This is a genomic window from Ruegeria sp. S84 (assembly GCF_056583445.1).
Genome location: NZ_CM152618.1, coordinates 721,258 through 732,256 on the forward strand (window position 1 = coordinate 721,258; position 10,999 = coordinate 732,256).

Below are 10,999 nucleotides of genomic sequence, written 5' to 3' on the forward strand. Positions count from 1 at the left end.
GCGGTCAATATGACTGAATTGCTAGGGATAATTTATTGACTGTCCGGAAATTGCAAGGTTCCGAAAGGTCCTAAAGCGCACATATTGGACGTGATCTACCTGTGTAACTATGACGCGAACTTGATCTGAGGGTTGGATTTCCTGAAAGCGTCGCGAATTGCCATATGATAATACCGATCTGACAATGCAGGAGAGTGCCGCATGGCAGAAGGGAAAGGCCGAACCCGCAGATGGGTCCTATTGGGCGGAGGGGCCGCCATTGCAGCGGGTTTCGCAATCCGCGAATACCGGCTGATCCCGCAGGCCTATGCTGGTGGTCAGATTGCGGCGGCCACCGCCCATCAACAGGCTCTCGACGGCGCGATCCATCTTATCGATATCCGAACTCCACGCGAATGGCGGGCGACCGGGGTCGCCGAAGCGGCCCATCCGCTCGACATGCGCCGTGAGGATTTCGTGCAGGCCTTGGACCACCTGCTCGGGGGGACCGATCTGCACCTGTCGCACTGATCTGTGCACGCGGGGTGCGCTCGGCCCGATTAAGCAATCGACTGACCGAGGCTGGATTTACCAATGTCATCGACGTGCCCGAGGGCATGCTGGGTTCGGCGGCCGGGCCCGGTTGGGTGCGGGCTGGGTTGCCTGTCAACGATTATGAAGAGGAAACGGGATGAGTGTCAGACACTGGTTGGCCGCGTGCTTTGTTTTTGCCGGGCAACCTGGCCTTGCGGCTTGTGGCGATACCGAGGGGATGTGCGAAACCGCATCAGGCGGATATCACATCGAACTGCCGAAAGCGGAGAACCCTCCGCTGGTTGTGTTCCTGCACGGCTATGGCGGCAGCGCCACCGGTACGCTCAAGAACCGATCCATGGTCGAGCCGTTGCTGGCGCGCGGCTACGCAGTGATGGCACCGGAAGGGTCCGAGAGAAACGGTCGAAAAAGCTGGAACTTCTTTCCCGGTTGGGAAGGTCGGGATGAACCCGCGTTTCTTCGTGAAGTAGTGCAGGACGCTGCCGACCGGTTTGATATCGACCCGGATCGCGTCGTGCTGGGCGGCTTCTCGGCTGGCGCGTTCATGGTTTATTACCTCGCCTGCGCTGCGCCGGATTCATTTTCTGCTTATGTCCCGGTTTCAGGCGGGTTCTGGCGGCCACATCCCGAAAGCTGTGATGGTCCGGTACGCATGTTCCACACCCATGGTTGGACGGACAATGTGGTGCCGCTGGAGGGCCGCCTTTTGGGCGGAGGCCGTTTCCACCAGGGCGATATCTTTGCCGGATTGGAAATCTGGCGGGTCGCCAATGAGTGTGCCGATACCAAGCCCAGCGGGTTTTCTACCACGGGCCAGTTTATGCGTCGCAACTGGATGGGATGTGCCGAAGGTAGCGCCTTGGAATTTGCTCTGTTCCCGGGCGGCCATACGGTGCCAAACGGCTGGGCTGATATGATGGTAGACTGGTACGAAGGCTTGCCCGGCGGGTGATCATTCCGCCGGTGTGATCACGCCCTTGCCTTCGATCAATCGCTTCAACTCATCGCGATAGCGCCGGGCCGAGCGTGTAATTGCAGGCTCGCTGACATCTTCGCGCATACCAACCATACGGCGCGCGGTGCCTGCCGATACGCCGCTGAGCGCAGACAATGGGATCGCCAGTGCCAGGCTGATCGCAATCGGGGCCAGCCAGACCGAGACCAGACCGGCGAGGATGCCAACGCTAAGCGCGACGCCGATGATAGTCTCAAGGCTGTGGCACAGGATCAGCGTGCGCAGCCCGTAGCTGCCACCATCGCGCGCTTGCGGGGACCAGCCCTTTTGAATGCCCAACGCGGTGCGGAACACTGCAATCATCTGCTGCACCATAAGTATAGGGGCATAGAGGATCGACAGGATGACTTCGGACAGAAATGAAGTGAAGAATTTCCGCGTTCCGCCGAAATCGGAATAGCGCACACCGCTGAGGGGCAGAGCAGCGACGCCCAAAACCTTGGGTGCCAATAGCATCGCATACATCACCAGAATGATCAGCACATGGCGTGTTTCGGACATTTCTGGCCATTGCGGGAACAGCGGATTGTCCGGGCTGAAGTAATGCAGAACCGAGGCGTCCTTGCCCTGACCGATCAAGGCCCACATCACCAAAAGTGCGAACCAAAGCGGCGACATCAGATATCCGACCGCTCCGTGGAACATATGGAACCGCGAGACTGCGCGGAAGCCGGTCGAACCCAGCAGTTTCAGGTGCTGCAGGTTGCCCTGACACCAGCGGCGATCGCGCATTGCGTGGTCAATGAGGGTGGGGGGCGTTTCTTCATATGATCCGCGTATGCGCGGCAGAAAGCGCACGGCCCATCCTGCGCGGCGCAGCAATCCGGCCTCGACGAAATCGTGGCTCATGATCAGCTTGTCTTGTCCGTTGAGCGACCGCAACTTGGGCAGACCTGCGCTAGAAGCAAATGCACAGGTGCGAATGATGGCGTTGTGGCCCCAATAATTGCCTTCTTGCCCGCACCAGCGCGCGAGGCCTTCGGCAAAGGCGATACCATAGACGCCGTTGGCAAACTGCTGCATCCGGGCAAAGACCGATTGCGCGCCAATCAGCTGCGGATAGCTTTGGATCAGGCCTGCACCGGGATCTCGCGCCAGCGCATCTGTCAGGCGCGAGATCGCGCGACCCGTCATCAGGCTGTCTGCATCCAGCACCAACATCGCATCCCATTCCGCGCCCCAGCGGCTGACCCAATCGGCAATATTACCAACCTTGCGATCCGTATTCTGAGGGCGGCGGCGGTAATAGAGTTCAAGCCCCGGTGCCAGCGTGGTCCGTAGCGCCTCGACACTGGCCTGTTCCTGCGCGGCGATCTCGGGGTCGCGCGTGTCGGATAAAATGAACATGGCATAGTGGTGCTGACCACCGCGTTTCTGCAGGTCTTCCAGCATCGTACGGGCGTTCCCCAGTACGTTCCACGGCACCTCGTTATAGACAGGCGTCAACAGCGCCACGCGCAACGGTTGCGAGCGTCCTTCACGCTTTGGCTGCTCTTGCCGGGACAGCGAGACCATGCCCAGCAGTACGGTGCAGACCGTGAAGGAAATCCAGAAGAAATTGAACGAGATTAGCGTCAGCAGGATACCTTCGACCAGATTGATCCCTTCGGCGCTGAACCAGTCGGACATGACCCAGAGCAGACCCAAAGCCGCCGCCATGGCAGGTGAGAAGACCAGCGCGCGCCAAAACCCGACAGAGGGATTTCGACCCCCGGCAGGTACCTGCGCATCGCGGAATCCCTGCGCAAAGTTCTGCGCTGGCATCGCCAGAGGGGCCTCGGGCGGCATGATATGAAGATCGCGGTTCATATGGTCCAACGGTAAAGCCAGACTTCAGAGGCTGGTTGTTTGTCTTTCAGCAACTGCGCGCGCAGTTCCACGTGGTTGCGTTCGCCTGGTTCGAATGAGAACGCCAGCCGCAACCCGCCCGTGACTGGGTTACGCTGCAGAACGCCTTCTGAAGTTTCGGCATGGGGCGAGTCGACAAACACCGTGATGGCCTCGGGATCGTCAAGCAGCTCACTGGCTTCGAAATCAATCACGGCCAAACGGCCCTCGCCGAACGTGTTGTCGCCCATCGCGGTGTTGATCACGCGGGCCATAGGGGTGTGCTGAGGTTCCTCGCCCCAGATCAGGCGATAGGACAGATCAATCTGGCTGCCTGCGGCGTAGGGTTCCATCGGGCGCCAATAGGCGACGATGTTGTCATAAATCTCCTGATCCGCCGGGATTTCGACAAGCGTGACGGTGCCTTTACCCCAGTCTTCGCTGGGTTCGACCCACAAGCTTGGGCGTTTGTGATAATTGGCTTCAAGATCCGCATAGTCCGAGAACTTGCGCTTGCGTTGCATCAGGCCAAAGCCGCGGGGGTTTGTGTCGACAAAAGACGAGATCTGCAGGCGAGTCGGGTTCGCAAGCGGGCGCCACAGAACCTCTCCTGCGCCGTTGCGGATCATCAACCCGTCACTGTCGTGCACTGCGGGGCGAAAATCATCGAAACGGCTGTGATTGGTCTGATCGAACAGGAACATAGATGTGCCGGGCGCGATGCCGACATGGGGCAGTTCGGTACGTGGGAACAGGGTGGCTTCAATATCCATCACGCAATCTGAACCGGCGGTAACGTGGAAGCGGTAGGCCCCTGTAACGCTGGGGCTGTCCATGAGCGCATGAACGACCATGTAACGTTGATCCGGTTCTGGACGCTCCAACCAGAAACGAATGAATTCGGGGAATTCCTCGCCATCCGGATCGCCGGTCTTCAAGGCGAGCCCTCTGGCCGAAAGGCCATAGACTTCGTGCAAACCGATGGCGCGGAAATAGCTGGCCCCTTGCCAAACGCAGAACTCGTCTGTCTCGCCAGGGCGGTGCATCTCAGTACGCAGGCGTAGACCTGAAAAGCCCAGCGTGTCGTCAATGGGCAGCTCAGGTACGTCTTCAGACTTATCGAACATGGCCAGATCAAAGGCGACCGGCTTGGTCATACCGTCCTCGACGGTCGATACTTTCACTGTGCGTGGAAAATACAGGCCCGGCGTGAAAAAATCGACGTTGAAGGGCGTCTCGGTCTCGTACCAGAGCGCGCGATCCAGCCGGAACCGTATTGAACGGTATTGCTGATACGTCAGGTCCTGCCACTCCTGCGGAACCATCTCACGTTCGGCATAATCACGGCTGGCCAGGTCGCGGGCCATTGCGATGACGTCGTCTCGGCTGAACGGGGTCTCTCCACCTGTGGCATATGCCGCTGGGGCGAAGGCCAGAGCCGTTGATGAGGCGAGAAAAGCGCGACGTGTAAAGTTCATTTCTTTGATTTCCAAGGTTGTGACTTGAACCAGGCGGCCAGATAAGCCACGCCGATGATCATGGCAAAGCCAATCATGTTGGCGATGAACACACTGGCAACATCCCGCCCACTCAGGTCCAGTCCGACGCCGATAAGTCGTGCTGCTGCCATAGAAAATACGAACACCGCGAGCGATTGCTGACCCACTTTGGTGATGATGGTCAGCAGGAACTGCCAGACCTTTGCGGCTGCCCCATGACCGGTCGCTATCAGGCGACGGCCATGCTCACCGGCGATAACCCAACCCAGATAGGCAAGCGACAGAAAATGCAGATATCGGAATAGACCAAAGTCGGTCTTGTCGCGAAATTCTTTGGTCACTGGCCAGACCTTGCGAATCTCATCAGCCAGATCAGGGGCTGCTGCATTGATCCAAGTGAATACCTTCCACGAGCCGAACGGCATCGAGAAGATCAAAAACAATGCTGCCGCCCAGATCAGAGTTTTCGACACCGGCGGCGCTGGAATCCAACCTCGCATGAACGCAAAGCCGGTGAAGAACAGCAATTGCCACCCGAATGGGTTGAAGAACCACTGGCGCTCTGACCAGGGCTCGGCTGGCAGGTCAAGGTAGTCGAATTGTGCAACGAGCCAGATCGTGACCGAGGCCATGGCGACCGCCCAGAATCCGATACGATATAGCCCCATAAATAGGGGCATCATCGCCAGCACCACCAGATACATCGGTAGAATATCGAAGTAGTTCGGCACATAGGTCAGGGTGAACAGTCCGACGATCTGTAACGCCGGATCGTTGAAGAAATGCTGTAGATTGAGAGAGGAGATATAGTTTTTCTCGAACAGCCCACTCTGGTTCAGGGCCGCCATTGTCATCGCGACAAAGAAGAACAGGCAGATATGCGCCCAGTAGACCTGCCAAATGCGAAAGCTCACGCGTGCGGTGCCCATCCACCAGCCTTTGCGCATGAACGCCCCCCCAAAAGCAATTGCCGAAGCCATGCCTGAACAGAATACGAAGATCTCGGTTGCGTCCGAAAAGCCAAAGCGGGCTGGTATCCATTTGGCCCACGGATCGTTCGGAATATGGGCAATCAGGATGATGAACATCGCGATGCCGCGATAGAAATCCAACCGCGGATCGCGCGTAGCGGCGGGGGCGGCGACCTGAGACGCCACCGGAGCAAAATCAGAAGCGGGCGATGCGGTCGCCATACGGTTTCTGTCCTTCTTGGTCTTTTATTGTTGTTATTCGGCGGGGACGCTTTGTGCGTCGCCGCTGTCGCGTGCGGCCTCGATCAATTCTCGGCGGGCGAGGGCGTAATTGTCCTCTCCCCCGGCACGTTTGGCGCGGCGGTCGTCCAGGATGCGCTCGACAGCATCCAGGCGGCCAGCGCGCAGGCCGGAATCAATGGTGATACGCTCGAATACATCACGTTGGGCGTGGCTGCCACCCGCCAGTTGCATCCCACCCCGGGCATTTGAAAGAAAATCAAAGGCTTGGCCGTAAAGGCCTTCTCCAAAGGCCTCAAGCCCCTTTGCGGCGGCAATGCCCGAGTCGGACATGCGGATCGGCGTGTCACCCTGATTGCGCTGGGCGTCATTTTGAATACGCTGCAGCATATTTGCTGTAGCCTCCGAACGATTGTCCCCGGTCAATGCCAGCAAGTAGTGAAGATCGGCGAAGATCAAGCATCCGTCTTCGGTTCGTGCTGCGCTGAGATCGGCCAGTTCTTCCCAGCGGTTGCCAACATCAACGCCCTCAAGCTCTAGCCGGGACAGCAGCGAGGTTGCATTCGAGATATCGCGATAGTCGTCGGTTTTGTCCTGGCGGATGTGATGATCGTAAAGCGCCATAACTTGATCGACTTGCCCCAAATCCAGATGCATCAGCGCCTTGTGCCACCAGACATGATAGCGGAAATTGTTGCAATGCGCCCAAGCGTCCTCGCGTCCCGCGAGCCAGTCCAGTCCCAGCTGCGCGTTGCCCGTCATCTCGTGCACGTGCGCTACAGCGTGCAATCCCCAGGCGTCGTCCGAAACCATCCACAAGGCCTGACGACCGGCGATCTCGGCTTTCTCGTAGGCGCCGGTTTCCTCCAGCGCGAACGAGTGGCATCCCAGCAAGTATCCACGTCCGGCGTGGTCGGGTTCATACGCTGGCATCACCCGTTCGATCGACCGACGCATCCCCGCCGCATCGCCCAGAACGAAACGCGTCGCATGGCTGAGCTTCATGGCCAAAGTATCAGTTGGGTGCGCTCGCAGAATCTCTTCAAATTTCTGAACGGCCTGTGATGGAAGGTCGGCCATATACAAACCCAGCGCCTCGACATATAGCCTTTCCCGGGCTGAAACTGGCTGACGCTCCATCGCTGCATTCGCGGCACTCAGCGCTTCGGCAGCGACCGCGATCATCTCACGCCGGCCCAGCAGAACCATGAACAGCCCCTTGACCGCATGGCCCAGCGCAAAGTCCGGCTCAAGCTCCAGCACCTTGCCCAGATGTTGCGGTGTGACAGCGGCATGCGCCATGAACCCAAGGAGAACACCATCCCATGCCTCGACGCTTGCGGGCTGGTTCAGGGTGTTCATCTGTCCAAAGACGTCTTGTTTCATACTCGGGTCCAATCTGATTGCGACGTTCTACACTGTTCGATGTAACAGAGTGTGCAGCCGGGTCGTAACAGTATCGACCCTGCTCTCGAATTGGTGAAATCCCGTGTGTGAGAAACGCGAAAAAAACCGCCGATTCAAGGGCATGTTTCAGCAACTTGCCGCCTAAACGGGCAGAGTGTTTCAATCTTCGAAGGGGTTTTCCGCGTTCAGAACAGCCTGTGTGTCAGCCCCACAGACCGGTGGTGCGCTGCGATATGTTACAGGCGTGCGTGACAGGTTCAGGGGATTCCCGATCAGTTGCACCTCGTCAGGCTCAGCTTGCATCGAGATCTGCATCTGGCGGGCAGCGACCTGATCCGAGGCAAAAACCTGATCGAGCGTCCGCACCGGGCCAACAGGGACTTTCAGGTCTTCAAGCCCCGCGATAACGCTGCCTGTATCCAGCGCCTGAACTGCCGGGCGCAGGATCGCATTCAACGCATCCCTATTTTCAAGACGGGCCGGGTTGGTGGCAAATCGGGGATCGTCGGCTAGCTCTGGCTTTTCGATGAAGCTGCAAAATCTTTTGAACTGACTGTCATTTCCAACGGCCAGAATCACGTGCCCATCCGCCGTCTGATAGACCTCGTAAGGCACAATATTGGGATGCCCGTTGCCGCGCCGCTGAGGCACTTCGCCCGAGGTCAGATAATTCACGCCTTCATTGATCAGCCAAGCAATCTGTGCATCCACCAGCGCCAGATCGATCTGCTGACCCTCGCCAGTCATGTCGCGATGACGCAGCGCAGCCAGAATACCAACGCAGGCATACATACCACACATCACGTCAGCAATTCCGACGCCTACTTTCATCGGCGCGCCGTCGGCGTCTCCGGTCAGAGACATGATCCCGCCATATCCTTGCGCCATAAGATCATATCCGGGCTTCGATGAGTTGGGGCCTGTCTGCCCGTAGCCTGAGATTGAACAGTAGACGAGGTCGGGAAACTCATTGGACAAGGTTGCGTAGTCGAGCCCGTATTTCGCCAGTCCACCGGGTTTGAAATTCTCGATCAGTATATCAGCGTGCGAGGCTAGGCGTCGGACTTCTGCCTGTCCTTCGGGTGTTGCGATATCCAAGGCGACCGATTTCTTGTTGCGGTTGGAGGACATGAAATATGCGCTCAGGTCTGAGCGGTTGCCATCCGCATCCTCGGCGTAAGGAGGGCCCCATTGCCGCGTATCATCACCACCGGTCGCCGGGTTTTCGACTTTGATGACGGTAGCGCCAAGGTCGCCCAACAACTGCGTACAAGTGGGTCCTGCCAGAATGCGAGACAGGTCCAGTACCTTGACGCCTTTCAGCGGTCCTTCAGATGCGGCCATCATATCCTCCACGGTCAATTTCCGCAGCAATGACAGTGAACTTGTCTGCTTTCAACGCCTGATCCAATGCAGCCCGCAAATCGTCGCGGCTACGAACTGTGTGACCATAACCGCCGAATGCGCGGCCTAAAGCCGCAAAGTCATGGCGGTCAAAGTCCACTCCGCGATTGCCCATCTGGCGCTGGCGCTGTTTCAGTTCGATCAGCGCAAGGCTGGCATCGACAAAGACCAGAAAAATTGGGTTGCCACCCAATTCGGCGGCAGTCGACAGCTCTCCGGCAACCATCAGAAAGCCGGCATCGCCAGAAAAGCTGATCACGGGGCGATCCGGTTCGGCCAATTTCAGACCGATCGCCATCGGAACGGCACACCCCATGGTGCAGAGCGCCGAGGACTGGATCAACCCTCGTGCCTCCGAACACTCCCACATCTGACTGAGCAGAATGCGATGCGCGCCGCTGTCGGCCGTGGCGAGCGTCTCGGGTGGCAGAACGGCACGAGTTTCTGCGATGATCGCCGCCGGTCCCCAGTCTTCATCTGTCGGAAAAGCATTCGCCAGCGCAGCCTTGACCTGTTCAGGCTCACCATTCGGCCAAGTCTTGCCGGCAGGGTTGCCCTTGGCAATGGCCTCAAGCGTTGCGCCGGTGTCGGCGACCAGATTTAGCCCAGCCTGATGCATGTAATGATCGTTCACCACGGCTGATATGTCGATCACGCGCTTGGTTTCTGGGTCCCATATCTCGCGCCAACCGGGGCGCATCTCGATAGGATCATAGCCCAGGCACAGCACCAGATCAGCCTGTTCTACCAGCGGGATAAGATGTTTATCGGCCAGCGGAGACAAACCGGCCCCGCCCAGGCACAGCGGATGATCCTCGGGCACCACCCCCTTGGCCTTGTAGGTGGTGAGAAAGGGAATGTTGAAATGCTCTAGAAATGCTCGCACCACACAGCGCGAGTCGTCGTAAAGAACATCAAGACCGATGATCGCCAAGGGACGCTCGGCCTCAGCCACCCAGCGACGGGCCTTTTCCAGACATTCCGCGCCGGGGGCGACAGGGGCGATTTTCGCCAGTCGGCGACGTTTAACCTCTGATACGCGCGTATCGGCCACCGAGATCGGCACATCAATGTGCACCGGGCCAGGGCGCGGCTGGTTAGCGAGCGATACCGCCTTGTCTGCGATGATATCAGCTCCGTCAGCCGTCAGCATGAAGGTACCCTTGGTGATTGAGCGATAGACTTGCGCGTGATCCATCACCTGATGGGTGTAAGTCAGCGCCTCATCCGCATCAACGCATCCGGTCAGCACGATCATCGGCACCCGATCCTGCAAGGCGTTCGCGACCACATTGATGCCATTCATGGCACCGGGGCCAAGCGTCGCCACCAGAATCGCGGGCGCGCCATCGCGGTGATGAACGGCTTCGGCCATGAAACCGGCGGCGTTTTCATGCTTGGTCAGATGAAAGGTGATGCCCGCGCGTTCCAGCGCATCCACCAATGTCAGAACCTCGCCGCCGGGCATTCCGAACGCATGGCGGCATCCGGCCTCGAAAAGGCGTTGTGCCAACAAATCCGCAGCGCGGGGAGACAGGTCCTGCATTAATCAAGCTCCGACAAAGTTATCTGCCAGCAGATTGCGGAGGACGCGTCCGGACGCAAGCAGGTTCACGTCAGTGTGACTATTTGACGGCGTTTTCCGCTACGGCCTGAAACTTTGCGTCCAATTCTATGGCAATCTCGCGCAGAGCGTCTCCGCCCTCGTCTGCATAAGGGGCAAAGACGAAGCTGGGTGTCTTGTAAGAAAGGGTTGCAGTGCCGTCCTCGTTCTCGGTCACGTAGAAACGGATGGGCGCTTCGATCATCGCGTTGGTCGAGGTTTCAAGAACCCGAACTGCGTAATCGTTGTTGAATGCGCCAATCACCCGGTTGCCCGGAATGGTGATACCGCGCGAGGCCGCCGCTTTGGTCGGCCCGGCCTGTGTCACAACGATCAGGCCGTTTTCCTTTACCGCGGCCTTTGTGTCATCCACGAGGGTCTCATAGCTTTTTCCGCTGGAGTAAACCGCCCATCCAGTAAGAGGTTCGATGCCGTCGGCCCAAGCAGGCATCGCCAGCAGGCAGATCGCAGCCCAAAGCGCCCTCATGTTCTTTCCCTT

8 protein-coding genes and 1 pseudogene are annotated in these 10,999 nt (G+C 58.4%); 2 read left to right on the top strand and 7 right to left on the bottom strand.

What is annotated here, in order from left to right:
* The first annotated feature begins 201 nt into the window (after positions 1-201).
* Together AC1DFB_RS03675 and AC1DFB_RS03680 are read left to right on the top strand one after the other, a co-directional pair.
* Positions 202-674, top strand: a pseudogene (locus AC1DFB_RS03675) (rhodanese-like domain-containing protein).
* On the top strand, positions 671-1,486 hold the full coding sequence (locus AC1DFB_RS03680) for a PHB depolymerase family esterase (RefSeq protein WP_170391879.1): 816 nt from the start codon (positions 671-673) through the stop codon (positions 1,484-1,486). The pseudogene AC1DFB_RS03675 and the gene AC1DFB_RS03680 overlap by 4 nt, the downstream one beginning before the upstream one ends.
* Here the strand turns inward: AC1DFB_RS03680 and mdoH are convergent, their stop codons facing one another.
* From mdoH to AC1DFB_RS03715, 7 genes are all read right to left on the bottom strand, one after another.
* The gene (gene mdoH / locus AC1DFB_RS03685) at positions 1,487-3,358 is read right to left on the bottom strand and encodes a glucans biosynthesis glucosyltransferase MdoH (RefSeq protein WP_480922147.1); all 1,872 of its coding nucleotides are present in this window, start codon (positions 3,356-3,358) and stop codon (positions 1,487-1,489) included.
* Complete coding sequence (locus AC1DFB_RS03690) at positions 3,355-4,854, bottom strand: OpgD/OpgG family glucan biosynthesis protein (RefSeq protein ID WP_480922148.1); 1,500 nt, start codon at positions 4,852-4,854, stop codon at positions 3,355-3,357. The genes mdoH and AC1DFB_RS03690 overlap by 4 nt, the downstream gene beginning before the upstream one ends.
* Positions 4,851-6,068 carry an OpgC family protein gene (locus AC1DFB_RS03695; RefSeq protein ID WP_480922149.1) on the bottom strand — a complete coding sequence of 406 codons (1,218 nt, stop codon included), beginning with the start codon at positions 6,066-6,068 and terminating at the stop codon, positions 4,851-4,853. The genes AC1DFB_RS03690 and AC1DFB_RS03695 overlap by 4 nt, the downstream gene beginning before the upstream one ends.
* A 33-nt stretch (positions 6,069-6,101) precedes the next feature.
* A complete protein-coding gene (locus AC1DFB_RS03700) occupies positions 6,102-7,472 on the bottom strand; it encodes a tetratricopeptide repeat protein (RefSeq protein WP_480922150.1) in 1,371 nt (456 codons plus the stop codon).
* A gap of 180 nt (positions 7,473-7,652) precedes the next feature.
* Entirely contained in the window at positions 7,653-8,837 is a 1,185-nt protein-coding gene (locus AC1DFB_RS03705; RefSeq protein ID WP_480922151.1) for a CaiB/BaiF CoA transferase family protein, read from the bottom strand.
* Positions 8,824-10,443: a thiamine pyrophosphate-binding protein gene (locus AC1DFB_RS03710; RefSeq protein ID WP_480922152.1), complete on the bottom strand. Its 1,620-nt coding sequence runs from the start codon at positions 10,441-10,443 to the stop codon at positions 8,824-8,826. Before AC1DFB_RS03710 ends, AC1DFB_RS03705 begins: the two co-directional genes overlap by 14 nt.
* Positions 10,444-10,522: 79 nt before the next feature.
* On the bottom strand, positions 10,523-10,987 hold the full coding sequence (locus AC1DFB_RS03715) for a DUF302 domain-containing protein (RefSeq protein ID WP_170401258.1): 465 nt from the start codon (positions 10,985-10,987) through the stop codon (positions 10,523-10,525).
* Positions 10,988-10,999: the final 12 nt, after the last annotated feature.

Bases quoted from the DNA above. Each gene is read 5' to 3' on its own strand.
- AC1DFB_RS03680 (WP_170391879.1), top strand. From the start codon at position 671: ATGAGTGTCAGACACTGGTTGGCCGCGTGCTTTGTTTTTGCCGGGCAA.
- mdoH (WP_480922147.1), bottom strand. From the start codon at position 3,358: ATGAACCGCGATCTTCATATCATGCCGCCCGAGGCCCCTCTGGCGATG.
- AC1DFB_RS03690 (WP_480922148.1), bottom strand. From the start codon at position 4,854: ATGAACTTTACACGTCGCGCTTTTCTCGCCTCATCAACGGCTCTGGCC.
- AC1DFB_RS03695 (WP_480922149.1), bottom strand. From the start codon at position 6,068: ATGGCGACCGCATCGCCCGCTTCTGATTTTGCTCCGGTGGCGTCTCAG.
- AC1DFB_RS03700 (WP_480922150.1), bottom strand. From the start codon at position 7,472: ATGAAACAAGACGTCTTTGGACAGATGAACACCCTGAACCAGCCCGCA.
- AC1DFB_RS03705 (WP_480922151.1), bottom strand. From the start codon at position 8,837: ATGGCCGCATCTGAAGGACCGCTGAAAGGCGTCAAGGTACTGGACCTG.
- AC1DFB_RS03710 (WP_480922152.1), bottom strand. From the start codon at position 10,443: ATGCAGGACCTGTCTCCCCGCGCTGCGGATTTGTTGGCACAACGCCTT.
- AC1DFB_RS03715 (WP_170401258.1), bottom strand. From the start codon at position 10,987: ATGAGGGCGCTTTGGGCTGCGATCTGCCTGCTGGCGATGCCTGCTTGG.